Raw genomic sequence first — 21417 nt, 5'->3', positions numbered from 1 at the left:
ACGAAGCGGAGAAGGCCGGCGCCCGGACCGCCGGGCCGGCCGCCCCGCTCCGTCTCGTCTGCCCTGCCCCGCCTGAATGGAGTTCCCCCGTGAGCGCGCTGTTCGAGCCGTACACCCTGCGGTCACTGACCATCCCCAACCGGGTCTGGATGGCACCCATGTGCCAGTACTCCGCGGACGAGACCGGTCCGGACGCGGGCGTCCCGAACGACTGGCACTTCGCCCATCTCGCGGCGCGCGCGGCCGGCGGCACCGGGCTGATCCTCACGGAGGCCACGGCCGTCAGCCCGGAGGGCCGGATCAGCCCCGCCGACCTGGGGATCTGGAACGACACCCAGGTCGAGGCGTTCCGCCGGATCACCCGCTTCCTCGCCTCTCAGGGCACGATCGCCGGCATCCAGCTCGCACATGCCGGGCGGAAGGCCTCGACCGACCGGCCCTGGAAGGGCGGCGCTCCCGTCGGGGCCGAGGCCAACGGGTGGCAGCCGCTGGCGCCGAGCCCGGTGCCCTTCGCGGACGGGCACCCGGTGCCGGCCGAGCTGACCGTGGCGCAGATCGAGGAGATCGTCGGACAGTGGGCGGCGGCGGCGCGACGGGCGCGGGAGGCGGGCTTCCAGGTGGTCGAGGTGCATGGCGCGCACGGCTATCTGATCGGCGAGTTCCTCTCCCCGCACAGCAACCGGCGTACGGACGCCTACGGCGGCTCCTTCGAGAACCGCGCGCGGTTCGCCCTGGAGGTCGTGGACGCCGTACGGGCCGAGTGGCCGGACGAGCTGCCGGTCTTCTTCCGGATCTCGGCCACCGACTGGCTCGACGAGGGCGGCTGGACGGCCGACGACACCGTGCGGCTCGCGGACGAGCTGATGGCGCACGGCGTGGACCTGCTGGACGTCTCCAGCGGCGGCAACGCCGCGGGGGTACGGATCCCGCTCGGCCCCGGCTATCAGGTGCCGTTCGCGGCCCGGGTCAGGAAGGAGACCCGGCTGCCGGTGGCGGCCGTGGGTCTGATCACCGACGCCGAGCAGGCCGAGAAGATCGTCGCCAACGGTGAGGCCGACGCCGTGCTGCTGGGCAGGGAGCTGCTGCGCGACCCGTCCTGGGCCCGCCGCGCCGCCGGGGTGCTGGGCGGTTCCGTACAGACCCCGCCGCAGTATCACCGGGCCCTCTGACCTGCGCGGACGTTCACTTCAGGCGCCATTGTCAGTGGCCGGGTGCAGACTGGCCCGTATCCGTGACAAAGGCGTCCTGGAGGGACAGGCGATGACCGAGGTACTTCTCACCGTAGGCACCCGCAAGGGACTCTTCATCGGCCGCAGGCGCGGCGGCCGATGGGAGTTCGACGGACCGCACTTCAACGCGCAGGCGGTCTACTCGATCGGAATCGACACACGGGGAGACGGAGGAGCGCCACGGCTGCTGGTCGGCGGCGACAGCCTGCACTGGGGCCCGTCCGTGTTCCGCTCGGACGACCTGGGCGCGAGCTGGACGGAGCCGAGCCGTCTCGCGGTGAAGTTCCCGAAGGACACAGGGGCGTCCCTGGAGCGGGTCTGGCAGCTCCATCCGGCGGGGCCCGCGGCCCCGGGCGTGGTGTATGCGGGGACGGAGCCCGCCGCACTGTTCCGCTCCGAGGACGGCGGCGAGACCTTCGAGCTGGTCAGGCCGCTCTGGGAGCATCCCACCCGGTCGAAGTGGGTGCCGGGCGGCGGCGGTGAGGCGGTGCACACGGTGGTGACCGACCGGCGGGATCCGGCCGCGGTGACCGTCGCGGTCTCCACGGCCGGGGTGTTCCGCTCCCGGGACGGCGGCGGGAGCTGGGCGCCGTCGAACCAGGGGGTGTCGGCCGTCTTCCTGCCCGATCCGAATCCGGAGTTCGGCCAGTGCGTCCACAAGATCGCGCAGGACGCCGGCGATCCGGACCGGTTGTATCTCCAGAACCACTGGGGGGTGTTCCGCAGCGACGACGCGGGCGACCGGTGGAGCGACATCGGCTCCGGCCTGCCCTCCGACTTCGGCTTCACGGTCGCCGCGCATCCGCACCGCGCCGATGTGGCCTATGTCTTCCCGATCAACGCCGACGCGGACCGGGTCCCGGCCGGGCGCCGGTGCCGGGTGTTCCGTACGCAGGACGCGGGCGGAAGCTGGGAGCCCCTGTCGGCGGGGCTGCCCGACGGCGACCATTTCGGCACGGTGCTGCGTGACGCGATGTGTACGGACGGCTCCGATCCTGCGGGCGTCTACTTCGGCAACCGCAATGGCGAGGTGTTCGCCAGCGCGGACGACGGCGACACCTGGCAGCAGCTCGCCTCGCACCTTCCGGACGTACTCTGTGTTCGTGCGACCACGCTCGCCGGATAGCCGGGAGCGGCGCGACTGGAATGCTGGGCGGCCGGTCAAATGCCATGCGATGAAGGAGCGTTGACGGGTACGGGCGGAGCCGTGCCCTGCGCACCAGTAGAGTGGCGCTCCGTGACAGCAAGACCGTTGAATGAGATCGTCGAGCCCGGATGGGCGGACGCGCTGGGCCCCGCAGCAGGGCGTATCACCCAGATGGGTGATTTCCTCCGGGCGGAGATCGCCGCCGGGCGCACCTATCTGCCGGCCGGACCGAATGTGCTGAGAGCCTTCCAGCAGCCCTTCGACGAGGTGCGGGTCCTGATCGTCGGCCAGGATCCCTATCCGACACCGGGGCACGCGGTGGGGCTGAGCTTCTCGGTGGCCCCCGAGGTCCGTCCCCTGCCCGGCAGTCTGGAGAACATCTTCCGGGAGCTGCACACGGATCTGGGCCTGGCCCGGCCCTCCAACGGTGATCTGACGCCCTGGACGCGCCAGGGGGTCCTGCTGCTCAACAGGGCGCTCACCACCGCGCCCCGCAAGCCCGCCGCCCACCGCGGCAAGGGGTGGGAAGAGGTGACCGAGCAGGCGATCAAGGCCCTGATCGCCCGCGGCAAGCCGCTGGTGTCCATCCTGTGGGGCCGTGACGCCCGCAATCTGCGGCCGCTCCTCGGCGACTTCCCCGCGATCGAATCGGCCCACCCCTCCCCCATGTCGGCGGACCGGGGCTTCTTCGGCTCGCGTCCGTTCAGCCGGGCCAATGACCTCCTGGTCCGCCAGGGCGCACAGCCGGTGGACTGGCAGTTGCCATGAGCGGCCGGGTCCGGCGATGAACGAGGTGCCGCGATGAGCTGGGTGCTGGGCGTGGACTCGGGCGGTTCCGGCCTGCGGATCGCGCTCGGCTCCACGGCCGGGGGCCAGCCCGCCGGGGTCAGGACGGTCGGCACCACCGCCTCGGCCGAGCCGGTGCGCGCCGGGCCCACGGGCATCGACGCCGGGCATCTGCTGGCCCAGCTCCTGCCCGCGGTCGAGACACTGCTGACCCGGGCCGGTACGGACACCCTGGCCGCGGCCGCGATCGGCGCGGCCGGCATGGCGACGCTCGGTGGCGGGCTCAGGGCCGAACTGCCCGGCGCGCTGGAGCGTTCGCTCGGGGTACGGCGGCTGGCGCTCGCCGCGGACGCGGTCACCGCGTACGCCGGGGCGCTCGGGCAGCGCCCGGGAGCGGTCGTCGCCGCCGGTACGGGAATGATCGCGCTCGGCACGGATCTGAAGGCCTGGCACCGCGCCGACGGCTGGGGCCATCTGCTGGGCGACTGCGGCGGCGGTGCCTGGATCGGCCGGGCGGGGCTGGAGGCGGCCATGCGCGCGCACGACGGACGGCGCGGCGGTTCGCCCGCACTGCTGTCCAGAGTGGAAGCGGTTTTCGGACCGGCCGGCGAGCTGCCGGGGCTGATCTATCCGCGTACGGACCGGCCCGCCGTACTCGCCTCGTTCGCACCGGAAGTGGCCCGCTGCGCGTCCGGCGATCCGGTCGCGGCGGACATCCTCGCGCAGGCCGCGCGCCATATCGCGGAGTCGGCCGCGGCGGTCTGCCCGGCCTCCGGAACCCCCGAAGTCGCCCTCACCGGCGGCCTGTTCAAGCTGGGCGACCCGCTGCTCGCACCGATGAGGGCCGAGCTGGCCGAGCAACTCCCGCACGCCACCGTCGTCTCGGCGGCGGCCGATCCGCTGAGCGGAGCGCTGCGTATCGCGGCGGAGCTGGCGACGGACTCGCTGCGGCTGCCGCCCGACGGACGACTCCTCCACGTCCCGACACATCAGGACAGATAAGGGGAAAAATACCTAACGGATAAATAAGGGCAGATGGTTCGCGAGCGGCCCCTCCCCGAACAGCCGCGCCCACAAAACCAGTAGCATTCGACGGCATGAGCACCCCCACTGGGCCCGCATCCGGCCTGCCTGTACGAATGCCGCGACCCCGACAGTCGGGGCGCCACCGCCGCCCCGAACCAGTGGCGGCTCCCGAAGGTGCGCCCGCGCTTGTTCTCGCCGTTCCCGGCACCCCCTCCAGCGCCGTCCGTGGACTGGCCGAGGAGATTGTCAGCATCGCCCGCTCCGAGCTGCCCGGCCTCGACGCCGTCATCGGCTTCCTGGAGGGTGACGACGACGAGTACCCCACGCTGGCGGCCACCCTGACGGGAACCGCCGCGCTCCGTACCGAACGCTATGAACTGGCCAAGGCCGCAGGCCGGGAGGCCGCCGAGCCTGAGGGCCCCGCCGCCGTCGTCGTACCGCTGCTCGCCGGTCCCGACAGCGGACTGATCGCCCGGATACGCCAGGAGGTCGGGGACAGCGGTGCTGTCGCGGAGCTGACCGATGTCCTCGGCCCGCATCCGCTGCTCGCCGAGGCGCTGCACGTACGGCTGTCGGAGGCCGGTCTGGCCCGCGCCGACCGCGCGAGGCTGTTCACGGTCGCCACGGCCGCCGACGGCATCATCCTGGCCACGGTGGGCGGCGAGGAGGCCGTCCAGACGGCGGGGATCACCGGGATGCTGCTCGCCGCGCGCCTCGCCGTACCGGTGATGGCCGCCGCGCTCGACCAGGAGGGCTCGGTCACCGCGATCGCGGAGCAGTTGCGCGAGTCCGGTTCGACGCAGCTCGCGCTCGCGCCGTATCTGGTCGGTCCCGAGCTGCCCGAGGGACTGCTCGACACGGCTCTCAAGGAGGCCGACTGCGCCGCCGCCGAGCCGCTGGGCGCGTACCCGGCGATCGGCAAGCTGGTGCTGTCGAAGTACACGACGGCGCTGGGCATCCCCGCGCAGCCGCAGGGGACGCCCGCTTCCTGAGCCCTCGCGCCGACGGATGCCCCTGGGTACGGGTACGGGACGGCAGCGTCCCGCGTACGCATGGAAAGGGCCCGCACCGGAACTCTCCGGGGCGGGCCCTTCCGCGATCCGCCGAACACGGCTTCGGCCAAAGCCCGGTCAGCAGGTCAGTCAGCCAACAGGTCAGGCGGTCAGCCGGCCAGGCCAGCAGGTCGGGCCGTCAGTCGAAGATCACGCAGGAGGCGGCCGGGGCCTGAAGAGACCCCGCGCGGACCGGGACCCCCGTCTCCGGGTCGATGTCGAACCAGGTCACATCGCCGGAGTGCTCATTCGCGGCGTACAGACGGCGGCCCGCCGGATCGAGCGTCAGATCGCGCGGCCAGCGCCCTCCGCACTCCACCGTGGTGACCAGTTCCGGCTTCTCGTAGGTCTCGTCGAGCGCGAGGACCGCGATGCTGTCGTGGCCGCGATTGGCCGCCCAGACGAACCGTCCGTCCAGGGACACCACCACTTCCGAGGCGTAGCTCTCGGTGTCCACGCTGTCGGGCAGGACCGGGGTCTCACCGAGCGGTTCGAGCACGCCCCGCTCGGCGTCCCAGCGGCAGACGGTGAGGGTGGGGGTCAGTTCGTTGAGCACATAGGCATGGCCGCCGGCCGGGTGGAAGGCGAGATGGCGCGGCCCGGAGCCGGGGCGCAGCGCCGTCTCGCCGTGCGCTGCCAGCTCGCCGGAGGCGGTGTCCAGGGCGGAGATCCGTACGGAGTCGGTGCCGAGGTCGGTGGCGAGGATCCAGCGCCCGGTCGGGTCGGTCACCACCTGGTGTGCGTGCGGGCCGCGCTGCCGGTCCGGGTTCGGGCCCGCGCCCTGGTGCTGGAGCACCCCGGCGGCGGCCAGCAGTCCGCCGTCGGCGCCGACCGGCAGGACCGTGACGCTGCCGGAACCGTAGTTGGCGGTCAGCAGATGCCCCTGGGTGAGCGTGAGGTGGGTGGGGCTGCTCCCGCACACCGGTACGGGGTCGCCGATCAGCCGGGGCCTCCCGCCCCCGGTGTCCGCGACAGGCACGCCGAAGGCCGCCGCCGCGCCCTCGTCCGTCTCGGAGACCGCGTACAGCACGGATCCGTCCGGTGCGAGCGCGAGGAAGGACGGATCGGCCACGGCGTCGGTCACTCCCCGCTCCGTCAGTGCGCCGGTGTCCGCGTCCACGGCCGCGTGGATGATGCCGCGACCGCCCGCCGAAGTGAACGACCCGATGAAGGCCCGTCCGTTGTTCCTGCCGCTCACAGTCCCTGTCCCCTCTTCGGCTGAACCGCAACGCCCGATCCGTGGATGCCCGGCCGACGGTAGCAGGCGGTCTGGACCAATCACCGGCGACCGGTGTCCCGGCCGACGAGCGGAGCCGCGGCTTCGCTGGGCATGCTGGGGCGTATGAGCGCTTCAGAGCTTCCGACAGTCATCTTCGATCTCGACGGAACACTTGTGGACAGTGAGCCCAACTATTACGAAGCCGGACGCCAACTCCTGGCCCGGTACGGGGTGACCGGCTTCGGCTGGGAGCACCACATCCGCTTCATCGGCATCGGCACGCGGGAGACCCTGGAGACGCTGCGCGCGGAGTACGGGATCGACGCGTCGGTCGACGATCTGCTGGCCGAGAAGAACCGGCTGTATCTGGAACGGGTGCACGCCTCGACGGAGGTGTTCCCGCAGATGCGGAAGTTCGTGGAGCGGCTGCACACCGAGGGCGTGCCGATGGGCGTGGCGTCCGGCTCCTCGCGCGCGGCCATCGACATGGCCCTGTCGTCCACCGGTCTGGACGCGTACTTCACCGCGACCGTCTCCGCCGAGGAGGTCGCCCATGGCAAGCCGGCGCCGGATGTCTTCCTTGAGGCGGCGCGCCGGCTGGGTGCCGCGCCCGCCGGATGTGTGGTCCTGGAGGACGCGGGGCCCGGGGTGGTCGCGGCGAACGCCGCCGGGATGCGCTGTATCGCGGTCCCCTATGTCCAGGCCACGGCCGACGACCCGGCGTTCGCCACGGCCGGGCTGCTGTTCCCGGGCGGGCAGCGCGAGTTCACGGCGCAGGCCGCGTACACCTGGCTCTTCGAGACGGGTGGCGCCGGGCCGGACGGAGGCGTCCGGCGGCCCCGCGCCCGATGACATCGAAGCCGTCCGGCGCGCGGAACCGCCCGCCGCGCGCACGGCAGCGCACGGCGGGCGCACGACGGGCGGTCCCATGTCCGTCCGGCGGACCTGGTGTCCGTCAGCGGACCACGTCCACGAATACCGGGTTGGTGTACATCCAGGTGTCGGCCCACGGATCGCCGTTGCCCGGCTCGTGCGGAACCGGCCCGTGCGGGTCGATCGCCGCGCCCAGATATCCGGCCCCGTGGCGCTTGCCGTCACTGCCGCGCAGCCGCAGATAGAAGGACTCCTCGGCCCTGCCCACCGGGATACGGAGCGTGTACCGGCCCCGGCGGCCGTGCACGTCCGTGGTGTGCGCCACCCGGGTGTCGGGCGCCCGCCAGGTGTCACGGTCCTGCACCGGGCCCCGTACCGCGCCCCGGATCACATCGAGGTGCGCCAGCCGCGGCACCTCTCCGTGGTAGTTGGGCCGGGACGCCGTGGTCACGGTGACGTTCAGGACGACCCGCTCCCCGCGCCGTACGCGCAGCCGCCCGCCGAGCGTGACCCCGCGCCCGGCGCCGTGCTCGGTGTTCACCCGTACGTCGATACCGTCCAGGAGCTGACCGTGGTCGACCCACACACGGCCGGCCCGGAGCCCCTCCATGACCTGCCGGTAGCCGTACCGCGTCACACCGACATGCGTCCGGCTGAACTGGCCCGGCCAGAAGTCGCCGCCCGGCTGCGGCTCGGTGGTGTTGACGGGGTCGGGGAGATGGCCGACGTTGTCGAAGTTCTGGCCGGGCAGCCAGTCCCCGTTCTTCCAGGTGTCGAACGCGACACGGTGCACATCGGAGTTGGAGGTGATGGAGAACAGCCTGCCCTCCGCCAGCATCGAGTCCCACAGCCCGCCGACCGTCGCGGTCGCCCAGTCGAAGCCGCCGTACGTCACATACGCCGCCGTCGGATACCCCGGCCAGGAGTCCGCCGACGGGGAGTTGACGTACTCGCCGCGGATGCTGTTCGGCCCGGCCCAGCCGGGGAAGGCGCCCGCCTGGGCACCCGGTGCGCCCTCCATACCGATCATGATCTCCGGGGCGGCGTCCCGCCAGGCGCGTATCTCGTGCGGGGAGTCGATGCCCAGGCGCAGGGGGTGGTTGGCGAGGACGAGGACGTCGTCGACGTATCCGGTACGGCGCTGCCGGTCGAGCCACTGGAGCGCCTTGACGGCGTGCGCCTCGTTGCGCGGGGTGTCGGGGTGTCCGGGGGCGCCCGCCGTATAGCCCAGCAGCTTGCCGTCGTACGCCTGCTCGAAGCTGGTGAGCAGATCGACCTCGTGGGGTCCGGGCGGGGAGAAGACCGTGCAGTGCTCCGCGCCCGGGACGTACCACTCCAGGCCCTGGAAGATCAGCATGCGCCGGTTCTCGGCGCGCGCCCTGGCTATCTCGCGGTGCTCGGCCGTGGCGCCGCCGGGCAGGGAGTGGCCGATGTTGCTGTGCTCGGTCAGGACCAGCCAGTCCAGACCGTAGGTGGACGCGGCCCGGGAGAGCTGGGAGAAGGTGTATTTGGCGTCGTGGCTGTAGATCGAGTGCACATGGTGATCGCCGACCAGATAGGCGAGTTCGGGGTCGCTCTGGTTGCCGTGCCCGCGCTCGTGCCCGGCCGCCGCACCGGTGGCCGCGCCGGTCGTCGCCCCGGCCGGGGACGGCGCGAGCGCCGCCGCGCCGCCGGCGAACGCGGCGCCGAACAGGCCTGCCGTACGCAGGAGTCCGCGCCGTGAGAGGCCCTGGGGGTCGAGCGAGTCGGCGGGTACGGCGGGGTCGGCCCAGCGGGGCAACTGCCGGCCATCGGGAAGGGAGTCGTGTGTGGGGTCCTGCATGGGTGAGGGTCTCCTTGGGGCGCGGCAGTTCAGGCGTTCATGAACTCGCGTACGGACAGGGCTCGTTCCACGACACGGACATCGCCGACCCAGCCGTAGAGGAGCTGGTCGAGCGTCCCGCCGTACTCGTAGCCGCCGAGCAGCCAGGGCAGACCGAGCGTCGCGAGTCCCGTGGTGCGTGTGGCGGGGTTGCGGGCGACCGGACAGCCGTCGACGTACATCGTGGTGTGCTTCCCGTCGTTGACGACCGCGAGGTGCCACCACTTCTCGCGCTCCAGCTCATGGCCCCAATTCGTGACCAGGGACGGCTGGTTGAGCGGCGCCGCCGCCCACTGTGCTCCCGGCCCGTCGGAGAGGGAGAGCGTGGCGACCGGCTCGTTGGGGTCGCCCTCGGTCTTGCCCGCCGCGCCTGCCGTGCCCCGGCGGCTCAGCAGCGAGGACCAGGCGTTGTGCCCGGCGGCCCAGTCCGCGGGGACCTTGCAGAAGACCTCGATGGTGTAACCGGCGCGGAAGGTGTGCGAGTTGAGCGGCGCGCCGTCGGCCGTACGGAGATACGCGCCGCGCAGCGGGGGCTTGCCGCCGTCGAAGAACAGGCTGCCGTGGCCCGGCTGGTCGGGGTGGTGGCTGTCGGACCAGCGGAGCGCCTCGGGCCCGCTGCCGGGGACGGGCACCCTGGTCAGATCGTTGCGGTGGCCGGACAGATCGCGGATGCGAAGGGCCTCGTCGGCGGCCGAACCGTCCTGGCGCGGGCCGTCCTGGTACGGGCTGTCGAAGCGCCAGTACGCGACGGTGCCCGGCACCAGCATCCGCGCGGCAGGACGCGGACCACGTGCGGGAACCGGTGCGAAACCGGCGAACCGGCTCTCGAAGTCGAGCGGTACGGAGAACCGGTCCTGCGGCCCGGTCAGCTCGATCTCGTGCCGTTCCAGCTCGTTGAGGTGCTCGCCCGCCCGGCCCAGGATCCACGGGGAGATGGTCTCCACGTCGATGGTGTTCCTGGAGAGGTCGAAGCGGTAGAGGCGGATCATCGCGCTTCCGCCGTAGTAGCGGTTCTGGTAGTTGGTGATGTGCAGATGGACGTCGTTGCCCGCGTCGTTGCGGCGGACGGTTCGGGCGGCCGGCCAGAAGTGACCGTTGAGGGTCAGGAAGACCTGGTCGTTCCCGGCGATCAGCTCGTCCCACAGGTGTCTGCCGTGGTCGGAGAACTCGGCCTCGTCACCCGACTCGTCGGCGTACACCAGCTCGTGGGTGGTGAGGACGACCGGCGTCCCTGGATGGTCCGCGATGACCTTCTTCGCCCAGGCGAGACCGGCCGCCGAGGGGCGCCAGTCGAGCGCGAGCACCAGCCACTCGCGGCCGGCGGCGCGGAAGAGGTGGTACGAGTTGTAGCCGTCGGGCGTGGCTCCGCCGAAGGTGGGCAGCCTGCGCATGCGCTGCGGGCCGAAGGCGTCCAGGTACGGGGTGCGGCCGCGCTGGTCGTCGGTGGAGGACGGGATGTCGTGGTTGCCCGCGACCACGCTGTAGCCGACGCGCCGCTTGTCGAGGAGGGTGAACGTATCGCTCAGCGGCCCGAATTCCTCGGCGCGGCCGTTCTCGGTGAGGTCGCCGAGATGGGACAGGAAGACGATGTTCTCGTCGCGGCCGTGGTCGAGGATGTAGCGGAGCGATGCCTCGACGGGCGCGGGGTGGATGCTGGCGCCGTCGAAGAGGTACTGGGTGTCGGGCATCACGACGAGCGTGAACCGCGGGCTGTCGGGGTCGGGCTGCCAGGGAGCCGCGCTCCCGGAGGCGTCATGGCCCGTCGTGAGCGGGGTCCGCGCGGCAGCGGCGGGAGCGGCGGCGAGCCCGGCGGCCGTGGCGGCGCCGACGATTCCGGTGGCTCTGAGGAAGTGACGACGGCTGGCGGCGGCGGCCGGGAGGGCGCCGTCGGGCCGGTGAAGCGGACTGCACATGTACGTCTCCGCGAAGTTTGTCCGATTGACCGAGGGCAAACTACGCGGGGGCGGCGGGCACTTGGGGGCCGGTACGGCAATGGCTGGGGGAAGAACCCATGAATGGCCGGAACCGCCGCCCCCGCTTGGCGAGGTGCCGAGGGGGTGGGCGGCGGTACGGCTCGGTGCTCGGGGAGGTGCGGCTCAGCGCTCCGTCCCCACCGCGGCGGTGTCGGGGCGCAGAAGGGGATCGCGCGCGACCACGCCGGAGGACGGCAGCAGCCCCACGACGAGGACCGCGGCCGGCAGCAGGGCGGCGAGCAGATGCGCCCGACGGGGGTACGGGACGAGGCCGCCGGCCCCCGCTGGGCGATCCGGCCCGATCGTCGTGCCCGGTACGGCTGTTGGGGCACCCGGACTCGTTGGGCCACCCCACAGCCGCAGCCATCGCCTCGCGAGCAGCGGCCACAGCAGCACCACGGCCAGCACAGCCGCCCACCGCGGCCACCGGAGCAGATGGATGTGCGCCATGTCGAGACTGGTGGCGACCGCGGTGGACGGGGCGTAGTCGTTGAGGATCAGGCTCGGGACGGCGATGACCGTGACGGCCGCCGCGTGCAGCAGCAGGGCGATCGGCCCCGCGAGCAGAAGCAGCAGCGGCGCCGTCGGCCGGTCCGCGTGCTCGACGAACCAGCGGCGCAGCGCGCGCGGCGGGTGGTACAGCTTGCCGGTCACCCGGCGCGGTCCGGACGCCCTGGTGGCGTCGATCGCCTGCAGTACGGTACGCGGCCCGGCGGCGGCCACCGCGTACCGGTCCGCCGCCAACTCGGCGCACCACAGGGCGATGACCGGCACGATCAGCAACTGCGGCAGCCGTGCGACGATCGCGAGGATCTGCCCGGTCAGCAGCGACGGCTCGGGGAACGTCCGCGACAGGACCAGCCAGACCAGCGGGGCCACGGCGCAGACCAGGAACACCACGGGCCAGGCGCCGACCAGTCCGGTGAAGGGGCTGCCGAGGCCGGTGATCAGATGCTCGCCGTTGGCGAGGTGCGCCACCTCGTGGAGCAGCAGGGCGCGCGCCCGGTCCGGGCGGCGCTCCCACAGCGCGAGGAAGCCGAGGGACACGGCGACCCTCCGGCCGCGCCAGCCCCGCGCGTACACCCTGATCGAGGGGCCGCGGCCCCGCATCGAGACGGTCAGGACCGTCCCCGGCGCGTGGGCGTCGAGCAGTCGCTGTATGTCGTGGAGGGAGGAATTCGCCGGGCTGTTGACGGGCGCGACGAGGTGGTACCGCCACTCCGTGTACCGGCCGCGGAGGTGTGGCAGCAGAACGGCCGCCATTCCGGCCACGATGAAGAGGATGGGAATCGCCTGGCTGACGAGCATGACGCGCAGCGCGGTGAAGGCGTCGCCGGACACGTAGAGGGGGTACGTCCGGTCCGTCCAGAGGTCCTGGATCTGCTCGCGCCACCAGGTGACGGCGGCCGGCGCGTCGTAGACGTACGTCACCATGACCAGCCAGAGCCAGGGCGGGGGCGGTACGACCTGGGGCACGCCCCCGCCGGAGGCCGCGTTCCGGCTCACTCGCCGGACCCGCGGCCCGCGAGCCGGGCGGCCAACCGCCGCCGCAGCCGCCGTACGACGGACCCGCGGCGACGGCCGGGCGCGCCCGGCGGCTGATCGCCCGCGAGGGCACCGAGAAAGTCCCCGGCTCCGTCCCGGCGCCCCGCGTACAACGCGGCAACGGCCTCAGCGGCCACCCGGTCGGCGACCCGGCGTTCCATGCCGCCGTCCTGAAGACACGAGGACACGTGCACGACGGTCCGGGCGATCACGGCGAGATCGGAGACGGGCACGCTGCCGATCGCAGACGCGGCGGCCGGGGCCGCAGCCGCCCCAGGGGCCGGGCCGGAGCCGTCGGCGGCCGGGAGCGCGGGAGCACGGGAGTCGGCCCCGCCGTCCGAACCCGACCCGGCCGCTGGAACCGCCGCGCCACCGGCCGTGCCGGTACCCGCGACCGGCGCCGGAGCGGCCGGCGCGACGCCCGGGACCGGGCCGGAGGCGTCGGCAGCGCCGGGCGCGGCCGACGCGACACCGGCAGCGCCGACAACCGGGACCGGTGCGGCCGGACCGGCGTCCGCCACGGGCCCGGCAGCCGGGTCGCCCGTACCGGCGCCGGAATCACCGGCCGCCTCCCTCCGTTCCGCTCGCTCCTCCAGGGCCAGCAGCAGCGCGGCCCCCGAGATCGCGTTGGCGGTCGCCGGGGAGGCCAGCGCCGCCATCAGGAACTGGTAGGAGGACGCCAGCGCGTCCCAGAGAGTGGGAAGGAGTGTGGCCAGTTCGCCCCCGGCGCCGCCCGGGGCCGGGGGCGCGGAGTGGAGCAGGGCGCGGCGGCCCCGGCCGCCGGCCGCGTACACCCGGGCCGTGGGGCCCGCGAAGGAGATCTCGTCCGGCGCGACGGCCCCGGCGATCCGTCCGGCCCAGGTGTCGAGCAGTTCCGTACGCCCGGCAGCCGCGCCCGCGTCCGTGCCCGCGCCTGTGGTGCCTCCGGCCGCCCCCGGCCGCCGTCCCTCATGACCACTCGACACGGAAGCTCCTCGTCCCGTCGAGCGATGTACCGCTGAGGGTTAGTGACGCCGAGTCCTCGCTCACCGTTCCCTCCAGGGTCGTGCCCGTCGCCATGCCGTACGGGAAGACCATGTACTGGCTGCACGGCAGGATCGGCTTGGGTACGAAGAGCAGGTTCAGCGCGAGCGCCTCGGAGTCGCCCGGGTCGGTGAGGTCTCCGGAGATACCGCCCGAACCGTCCTCGGAGAGGGTCCAGTAATTGACCGACACCGCCTCGCCGTCCAGTGTGTCGGTCGCGTCGAGCGCGGAGGAGACCCCGAACGCCCCCGCCGGTGTCTGGCTGTCGCTGGCCCACGAGAGATTGAAGCTGTTGTCCTCCCCGCCGACCGGATCGCTGATGATCAGCGTCGCGGGCAGCTCGTACGACTCGGACGCCTCCCCGCAGCCGGGATCCGAGAAGTCGACACTGATCTGGGCGGTGCCCGACCACTGGCCCCGCGGCACGCCCGACGAGACGTCGTCCCCGGACCCCGAATCGGATCCGGAGTCGTCCGACGAGTAGTCGTCCGAGCCCGAGTCGTCGTCGGAACCGGTGTCGTCGGTGGCCGTCTCCGTGGGCTCCTCGACCGGCTCCGACGTCTCCGTCTCGGAGGGCGTGGGCTCCGCCGTCGTCTCCGTCGGCGTCGGCTCCGCCGTCGCCGTGAATCCGCTGTCCGAGGGCTCGTCGGACGCGCTCCCGCCACCCCCGCAGGCGGTCAGCGCCATCAGACCCCCGAGACATACCGCCGCGAGCAGCCTCTGCTGCCGGACCCGGCCCGGACCCGGCCCCCGCCTCCCGTACCGCGTACTGCGCCGCGTTCCTCGCACCGTCATCGTGCCCCCCTTGCCGGCCGTCCCCCGGCCGCTCCCCTGTTGCCGTACCGTTGTCGCGTCGGCCCGTCGGCCGTCGCATCGGAGGCCGCCGCACCGGCGCCCCGTTTCGCGATCACGGGACGCCAGTACGACGAATCCCCCCTACCCCGCGCCCTCTCCCCGTCCGGCGAGGGCCATCCCGCGCACGCCCCCCGGCGTGCGCGCCCGCGCGGGAGGCGCTACGTCAACTGCCCCCGTGCACCGCCCGGTTGGGGGTACCAAAGTAGACGGGCTTTTGTGCCATTCCCATCCCAGATGTCTGGGGGTTCGCCCTAGCCTGCTCGCGTGACTTCCGCTTCCCGTCCTCATCCCGAGCAGGACCCCGCCGGTTCCGCTCGTTCCGGCCATTCCGCCGGGTCTCAAGACTCCAACAAGCCCGCCATATCGCCCAAATCAGGGAAAACCGTCAGATCGGGTAGATCTGGCGCACGAAGCGCCGCGGTCGCCCCCGCCGCCCGTGACGCGCTGGCCGGCGCCCTCGACCGCCGGCTGCGCGGGACCGAATCGCTGGGGGCGCTCGATGTCCTCCAGGCAGGCGCGGACGCCCTGCTCAGCGCCGTTCCCGCCGACATCTGGTGCGTCGTCATGCTCGATCCCGCGACACTCCTCGACACCGGAGGCCTGCACGAGCACGGCTTTCCGCGCAGTGTGATGCCCCGGCTGTTCGAGATCGAGCACGCCGCCCAGACCGGTGTCGACAACATCCGCGCCCTCGCCCGCCGTTCCGCTTCCGTCAGTCTGCTCAGCGATTCCATGACCGGCCGGATGACGGAGAGCGTCTACTACCGTGACGTACTCCAACCCGTGGGTCTGGCGGACGAGTTACGCGTACTCCTGCGGGACGGCTCCCGTACCTGGGGGCTGTTCGTGCTCTGCCGGGCGGAGGGCTCGCCGCCCTTCACCCCGGCCGAGGTCGCCCTCGCGGGCACCGTGAGCACCCCGGTCACGACCGCGTTACGCCGCTCCCTCCTCCTCGCGGGCATCGACCGCGACGACGTGCCGGACGCCGCCGGCCTGCTGATCCTCGACGACGATCAGGAGGTGCGTCTGTGCACCTCCACCGCGGAGCGCTGGCTCGGCCTCATCCAGGAGGCGCACCCCGCCCCCGGACACCGGTTCCCCTTCACGCTCGACGCGCTCACCAACAAGGTGCGCTCCGTCGGGATGGGCGTCCAGGTGCAGTCCCGCGCGATCAGCCGTACCGGCCACTGGGTCACCCTGAGCGCCTGGCGTGAGAAGGCCGAGAACAGCGGGGCCGACGGGACCGAGGAGCCGGAGGCCCTGACGTATGTCTCGCTGGCCCCGAGCCGCCCCGGCGAACTGACGGCCATCGTGCTCGACGCGTACGGTCTCACTCCGCGTGAGCGCGAGGTCGCCCAGCATGTTCTGCTGGGCCGCTCGACCGCCGAGGTCGCGAACTCGCTGCGGATCGGCGAGTACACCGTCCAGGACCATCTGCGGAAGGTGTTCGACAAGGCCGGGGTCCGCAGCCGCCGTGAGTTCTCCGGCGAGCTGTTCCAGCGCTGCTATCTGCCGAGGCTGGACGATCCGCCGCTCACGACGGACGGCCGTATGCGCAATGACGCCCCGGGCGACGACACTCCGGACCGCCCGCGCTGACCCGTACCACCCCGCATACCCGCGGAGCGGCCCGGTCCGGTATGTCCGCGCCCGCGTCTACCCTGGGGCGCATGGCGACCGGACCTGCGAAAACCACGGCGGCGACCACAAGAAGGGCGACCGCGCGGCACGGGGCCGGGCTGCTCGGCGACTATCTGCGGGCCCGCCGTGAGCGCCTGCGCCCCGCCGATGTCGGCCTGCCCCCGGGTTCGCGCCGCCGGGTGCCGGGGCTCCGCCGCGAGGAGGTCGCACTGCTCGCGGACATCAGCGTGGAGTACTACCTGCGCCTGGAGCAGGGCCGTGACCAGCACCCTTCCGACCAGGTCGTCACCAGTCTCGCCCGCGCCCTCCGCCTCGACACCGACGCCGAGGCGTATCTGCGCGAGCTGGCCCGTCCGGTGCGCACCGCTCCGAGCGGACCGCCGCGGCCCGAGCAGGTCAGCGAGAGCGTGCGGAGCCTGATCGACAACTGGACAACCACCCCCGCCCATGTCCACGGCCGCTTCATGACCACGCTGGCCGCCAACCCCATGGCCATCGCGCTGTCCCCGTACTTCGCCCCGGGCGTCGACACCCTGCGCGCGGCCTTCCTGGAGCCGGAGATGCGGGCGCTGTACCGCGACTGGGACGAGATGACCGCCAAGGCCGTGGCCTATCTGCGGTCGCTCGCCGGGGGCGCCGTCACGGACCCCGGACTGGCCGGGCCGATCGCCGGGCTGTGCCGGGACAGCGAGCGTTTCCGTACGCTCTGGTCACGCCAGGACGTACGCCTCAGGACCAGCGGGGTGACCAGGCTGCTCCACCCCCGCGTCGGCGCCCTCGATCTCCGCTACGAGAAGCTGGCGCTGCCCGGAGCGCCCGGCCAGATGCTGGTCACGTACCACGCGGAGCCGGGCTCCCCGTCCCAGGAGAAGCTCCGGTCGCTGGCCCGCCCGGCCGTGGAACCTGCTGTCTCCGATGGGGGCAGGGCCCTGTCGAACAGGGACCGGTCACGAGATATCTTGATGTCGAGCAATGTTGCAGATGTGGAGTTGCAGACGTGGAGCGGAGCGACCGGTGACTGACTCGACCATCATCTATACGCACACCGACGAGGCCCCGGCCCTCGCGACGTATTCGTTCTTGCCCGTGATCGAGGCGTACGCGTCGACGGCCGGGATCACCGTCGAGAGCCGTGACATCTCCCTGGCGGGGCGGATCATCGCCGGCTTCCCCGAGCGTCTTGAGGAGGGCCGGCGGATCGATGACGCGCTCGCCGAGCTGGGGGCGCTGGCCGGGACCCCCGGGGCGAACATCATCAAGCTGCCGAACATCTCGGCGTCGATCCCGCAGCTCAAGGCCGCGATCGCGGAGCTCCAGGAGCAGGGCTACGCGCTGCCGGAGTACCCGGACGACCCGAAGACGGACGAGGAGAGGGACGTCCGCGCGCGGTACGACAAGGTCAAGGGCAGCGCCGTCAACCCGGTGCTGCGCGAGGGCAACTCCGACCGCCGCGCCCCCGCCTCCGTGAAGAACTACGCCAAGGCGCACCCGCACCGCATGGGCGCGTGGACGGCCAATTCGAAGACGAATGTCGCGCACATGGACGCCGACGACTTCCGCTCCACCGAGAAGTCCGCGGTCGTCGCCGAGGCCGGTTCGCTCCGTATCGAGCTGGCGGGGGACGACGGGAGCACCACCGTCCTGCGCGAGTCCGTGCCGGTCCTGGCGGGCGAGGTCGTCGACGCGTCGGTGATGCGGGGGGCGGTGCTGCGTGAGTTCCTCGCGGCGCAGGTCGCCCGTGCCAAGGCCGAGGGCGTGCTGTTCTCGGTGCACCTGAAGGCCACGATGATGAAGGTCTCCGACCCGATCATCTTCGGTCATGTCGTACGGGCCTTCTTCCCGAAGACGTTCGCCGAGCACGGCGACGCGCTGGCCGCGGCCGGTCTGACCCCGAACGACGGGCTCGGCGGCATCCTCAAGGGCCTGGAGTCGCTGCCCGAGGGCGCGGAGATCAAGGCGTCCTTCGATGCCGAGCTGGCCGAGGGCCCCGCGCTGGCGATGGTCGACTCCGACCGTGGCATCACCAATCTGCACGTCCCGAGCGATGTCATCGTCGACGCCTCGATGCCGGCCATGATCCGCACCTCCGGTCACATGTGGGGGCCGGACGGCAAGGAGGCCGACACCCTGGCGGTCATCCCGGACAGCAGTTACGCGGGCATCTACCAGGTCGTTCTCGACGACTGCCGGGCGAACGGCGCGTTCGACCCGTCCACGATGGGCTCGGTGCCGAACGTCGGCCTCATGGCGCAGAAGGCCGAGGAGTACGGCAGCCACGACAAGACCTTCGAGATCCCCGTCACGGGTACGGTCCGGGTCGTCGACGGCTCGGGCGACGCCGTGCTGGAGACCGTGGTGAGCGCGGGCGACATCTGGCGCATGTGCCAGACCAAGGACCTGCCCGTCAGGGACTGGGTCAAGCTGGCCGTCACGCGCGCCCGCGCGACCGGCGATCCGGCGGTGTTCTGGCTCGACGAGGGGCGCGCGCACGACGCGAGCCTGATCGCCAAGGTCAGGACGTATCTCGCCGACCACGACACCGAGGGCCTGCGGATCGAGATCATGGCGCCGGTGGACGCGATCGCGTTCTCGCTGGAGCGTGTGCGCCGGGGCGAGGACACCATCTCGGTCACCGGCAATGTCCTGCGTGACTACCTCACCGACCTCTTCCCGATCCTCGAACTCGGCACGAGCGCGAAGATGCTCTCGGTCGTTCCGCTGATGAACGGCGGCGGGCTGTTCGAGACGGGTGCGGGCGGTTCCGCGCCCAAGCATGTACAGCAGCTCGTCAAGGAGAACTATCTGCGCTGGGACAGCCTGGGCGAGTTCCTGGCGCTGGCGGTCAGTTTCGAGCACCTCGCGCAGACCACGGGCAACGCGCGCGCCCAGGTCCTCGCCGACACACTCGACCGCGCGACGGCCACCTTCCTGAACGAGGACAAGTCGCCGAGCCGCCGCCTCGGCGGTATCGACAACCGGGGCAGCCACTTCTACCTGGCGCTCTACTGGGCCCAGGAGCTGGCGAAGCAGACGGACGACGCGGACCTCGCGGAGGCCTTCGCGGACCTCGCCAAGACGCTGACCGAGCAGGAGCAGACGATTGTCGACGAGCTGATCGCGGTGCAGGGCTCGCCGGCCGACATCGGCGGTTACTACCGGCCGGACGAGGCGAAGGCCGCCGCGGTCATGCGTCCGTCGGCCACCTTCAACCAGGCGATCGCGACACTGGGCTGAGCCTCCGTACCACGGCCCACGTATCACGGCCTACGTGTCACGGCCTACGTATAACCGGCCACCGTATTGGCCTCCGTATTACCGGTTCCCGCCCCGGCCGACCTTCCCGTCGGCCGGGGCGGTGTCCTTTCCGCATACGGGCGGGCCATTCAGATGCGCCGGGAAGCAGAGAACACCGGACGAGTGCAGCGTATTGAGAGGTGGAATCTCCAGAAACGAAACGACGCGAACCGAGAGGAAAACTCCGATGAAGGCGTTCCACGCCATTACCGACGCGATCGCCGCCGAGGGCTTCGACCACCTGTTCGCCGTGATGGGGGACGCGAACCAGGACATCATCGTGGACCTGGGCGAGCGCCACGGCATGACATTCGTGCACGCCCATCATGAATCCAGCGCGGTCGGTATGGCCGACGGGTACGCCAGGTTCAGTGGCAGGCCCGGTCTCGCCTCGGTCACCCAGGGCCCCGGCTACACCAACGCGACGACTTCGCTGGTGTCCGCGCGGCTGCACCGTACGCCCCTGATGGTGCTCGCCGGACACGCCTCACTCCGCGACCCGTACAACCCGCAGGGAATGGTGGACCAGCCCGCGCTCGCGAAACTCACCACCGGGGCCACCGAACGGCTGGATTCGGTCCACAATGTGGACTACTGCCTGGGTGAGGCATTCCGGCAGATCAAGACACGGAAGGGGCCGTTCATTCTGAATCTGCCCCAGGACGTGCAGCAAATGGAGATGCCGGATTCCGCGTGGACGTACCGGCCCATGTATCGGTCCAACGCGCTCCAACCACCGCGTACGGAAGATGTCGAGGAGGCGGCCAGGCTGCTCGCGTCCGCCCAGCGCCCGACGATCCTCTGCGGACTCGGTGCGGCAAATGCCAAGGCGGAACGGGAAGTCCGGGCACTGGCCGAGCAACTCGGCGCGCCCATCGGGGTGTCCATTCTCGCCTCGGGATTCTGCGCGGATTATCCGCTCTATCTGGGAATCAGCGGCGGGCTCGGCTCGGATCTCACGGTGAACACCCTCGCCGACAGCGATGTGATGGTGGTCGTCGGAGCGAGCCTCAACGAATGGACGACGGACTTCGGGAAGCTCCTGAAGAACGGGAAGAAGATCATCCAGATCGACGACCGGCCGGACGCCTTCGGCTGGTTCGCCCGGGTCGCGGTCGGTATGACGGCCGATGCCAAGACGGCCGTGGCGCAACTGGCCGACCGGATCGGCGCGACCATGCGTGCGCGCCCGCTCGACCGCGGATTCGCTGACCGGATCCGGAACCAGGAGCTGTGGATCGCGCAGTACGCCGACGGGGACGCGACGGATCCGCGCCGGGCGGCCCAGTATCTGGAGGACAGACTGCCGAAGGACGACCGCATTCTGGTGGTGGACGGCGGTCACGCGGCGATGGTCTGTACGAAGATCCTCACCGTGCCGCGCGCCGGCAACTGGGGCATCGCCTGGGACTTCGGCGCCATCGGCCAGGGCCTGGCGCTCGCGATCGGCGCCTGTTTCGCACGCCCCGGGGAGCGTGTCACGCATGTGACCGGCGATTTCTCGTTCATGATGAACGTCGCCGATTTCCAGACCGCCGTACGCCACAGACTGCCGCTCACGGTCATTGTCATGAACGACAACGCGGTGGGCCAGGAGAAGCACGATCTGGTGCACAAGAAGCTCAACGCGTCGTACGCCGAGATCCGGGAGCCCGATTTCGCGCAACTGGCCGCCGGCTTCGGCGCGAAGGGCTTCTCCGTCCGCACGCCCGACGACTTCGGCGAGATCGACAGGGCGCTGGCGGTGGAGGACGGGCCGGTGCTCGTCGACGTACAGATCAATGGCGATGTGGAACTGGCGGCGAGCTGGGAGATCGCCAAGCATCTGAGCTGAGAGGCGGTGTGTGACGGCCGTTGTGACTGCGGCGACCGCGGCGACCGCTCCCCACCGGA

General features: G+C 71.7%; 16 protein-coding genes. 10 read left to right on the top strand and 6 right to left on the bottom strand.

Annotated features, from left to right (window positions below; all coding sequences use genetic code 11):
- Positions 1 to 89: 89 nt before the first annotated feature.
- From KQY30_RS32160 to KQY30_RS32140, 5 genes are all read left to right on the top strand, one after another.
- Complete coding sequence (locus KQY30_RS32160) at positions 90 to 1169, top strand: NADH:flavin oxidoreductase/NADH oxidase (protein ID WP_217310055.1); 1080 nt, start codon at positions 90 to 92, stop codon at positions 1167 to 1169.
- A 91-nt stretch (positions 1170 to 1260) separates the two neighbouring features.
- On the top strand, positions 1261 to 2355 hold the full coding sequence (locus tag KQY30_RS32155) for a sialidase family protein (RefSeq protein WP_217310054.1): 1095 nt from the start codon (positions 1261 to 1263) through the stop codon (positions 2353 to 2355).
- Between the two features lie 111 nt (positions 2356 to 2466).
- The gene (locus KQY30_RS32150; RefSeq protein ID WP_217310053.1) at positions 2467 to 3144 is read left to right on the top strand and encodes a uracil-DNA glycosylase; all 678 of its coding nucleotides are present in this window, start codon (positions 2467 to 2469) and stop codon (positions 3142 to 3144) included.
- Positions 3145 to 3177: 33 nt separating this feature from the next.
- Positions 3178 to 4164 (top strand): N-acetylglucosamine kinase, encoded by a 987-nt coding sequence (locus KQY30_RS32145; protein ID WP_217310052.1) that lies wholly within the window; start codon positions 3178 to 3180, stop codon positions 4162 to 4164.
- Positions 4165 to 4259: 95 nt separating this feature from the next.
- Positions 4260 to 5180 (top strand): sirohydrochlorin chelatase, encoded by a 921-nt coding sequence (locus KQY30_RS32140; protein WP_217310051.1) that lies wholly within the window; start codon positions 4260 to 4262, stop codon positions 5178 to 5180.
- 199 nt (positions 5181 to 5379) lie between these two features.
- Here KQY30_RS32140 and KQY30_RS32135 read toward each other — a convergent pair whose 3' ends face one another.
- A complete protein-coding gene (locus tag KQY30_RS32135; RefSeq protein ID WP_217310050.1) occupies positions 5380 to 6438 on the bottom strand; it encodes a lactonase family protein in 1059 nt (352 codons plus the stop codon).
- 144 nt (positions 6439 to 6582) lie between these two features.
- Between KQY30_RS32135 and KQY30_RS32130 the strand changes: the two genes are divergently transcribed.
- Entirely contained in the window at positions 6583 to 7311 is a 729-nt protein-coding gene (locus KQY30_RS32130; protein WP_254407415.1) for an HAD family phosphatase, read from the top strand.
- Between the two features lie 103 nt (positions 7312 to 7414).
- On the opposite strand, the gene KQY30_RS32125 is transcribed toward KQY30_RS32130, so the two are convergent.
- The 5 genes from KQY30_RS32125 to KQY30_RS32105 all read right to left on the bottom strand — a co-directional run bounded on the left by KQY30_RS32125 (position 7415) and on the right by KQY30_RS32105 (position 14421).
- Entirely contained in the window at positions 7415 to 9154 is a 1740-nt protein-coding gene (locus KQY30_RS32125; RefSeq protein WP_217310049.1) for a PHP domain-containing protein, read from the bottom strand.
- Positions 9155 to 9183: 29 nt separating this feature from the next.
- On the bottom strand, positions 9184 to 11106 hold the full coding sequence (locus KQY30_RS32120) for a LamG-like jellyroll fold domain-containing protein (RefSeq protein ID WP_217310048.1): 1923 nt from the start codon (positions 11104 to 11106) through the stop codon (positions 9184 to 9186).
- Positions 11107 to 11289: 183 nt separating this feature from the next.
- Positions 11290 to 12672, bottom strand: coding sequence for a M56 family metallopeptidase (locus KQY30_RS32115; protein ID WP_217310047.1), 1383 nt, complete (start codon positions 12670 to 12672; stop codon positions 11290 to 11292).
- Entirely contained in the window at positions 12669 to 13676 is a 1008-nt protein-coding gene (locus tag KQY30_RS32110) for a hypothetical protein (protein ID WP_217310046.1), read from the bottom strand. Before KQY30_RS32110 ends, KQY30_RS32115 begins: the two co-directional genes overlap by 4 nt.
- Positions 13660 to 14421 (bottom strand): hypothetical protein, encoded by a 762-nt coding sequence (locus KQY30_RS32105; protein ID WP_217310045.1) that lies wholly within the window; start codon positions 14419 to 14421, stop codon positions 13660 to 13662. Before KQY30_RS32105 ends, KQY30_RS32110 begins: the two co-directional genes overlap by 17 nt.
- 432 nt (positions 14422 to 14853) lie before the next feature.
- Here KQY30_RS32105 and KQY30_RS32100 point away from each other — a divergent pair, with 432 nt between their 5' ends.
- The 4 genes from KQY30_RS32100 to KQY30_RS32085 all read left to right on the top strand — a co-directional run bounded on the left by KQY30_RS32100 (position 14854) and on the right by KQY30_RS32085 (position 21358).
- Positions 14854 to 16188 (top strand): LuxR C-terminal-related transcriptional regulator, encoded by a 1335-nt coding sequence (locus KQY30_RS32100; RefSeq protein WP_217310044.1) that lies wholly within the window; start codon positions 14854 to 14856, stop codon positions 16186 to 16188.
- A 71-nt stretch (positions 16189 to 16259) separates the two neighbouring features.
- Positions 16260 to 17252, top strand: a complete 993-nt coding sequence (locus tag KQY30_RS32095) for a helix-turn-helix transcriptional regulator (RefSeq protein WP_217310043.1) — start codon at positions 16260 to 16262, stop codon at positions 17250 to 17252.
- Positions 17245 to 19464 (top strand): NADP-dependent isocitrate dehydrogenase, encoded by a 2220-nt coding sequence (locus KQY30_RS32090; protein WP_217310042.1) that lies wholly within the window; start codon positions 17245 to 17247, stop codon positions 19462 to 19464. The genes KQY30_RS32095 and KQY30_RS32090 overlap by 8 nt, the downstream gene beginning before the upstream one ends.
- 247 nt (positions 19465 to 19711) lie before the next feature.
- The gene (locus KQY30_RS32085; RefSeq protein ID WP_217310041.1) at positions 19712 to 21358 is read left to right on the top strand and encodes a thiamine pyrophosphate-binding protein; all 1647 of its coding nucleotides are present in this window, start codon (positions 19712 to 19714) and stop codon (positions 21356 to 21358) included.
- Positions 21359 to 21417: the final 59 nt, after the last annotated feature.

The sequence above is a fragment of the Streptomyces sp. GMY02 genome (genome assembly GCF_019056675.1).
Taxonomy (GTDB): domain Bacteria; phylum Actinomycetota; class Actinomycetes; order Streptomycetales; family Streptomycetaceae; genus Streptomyces; species Streptomyces odonnellii.
The sequence above is the reverse complement of the archived record's forward strand: the minus strand, read 5'-3'. Positions and strand labels throughout refer to the sequence as shown.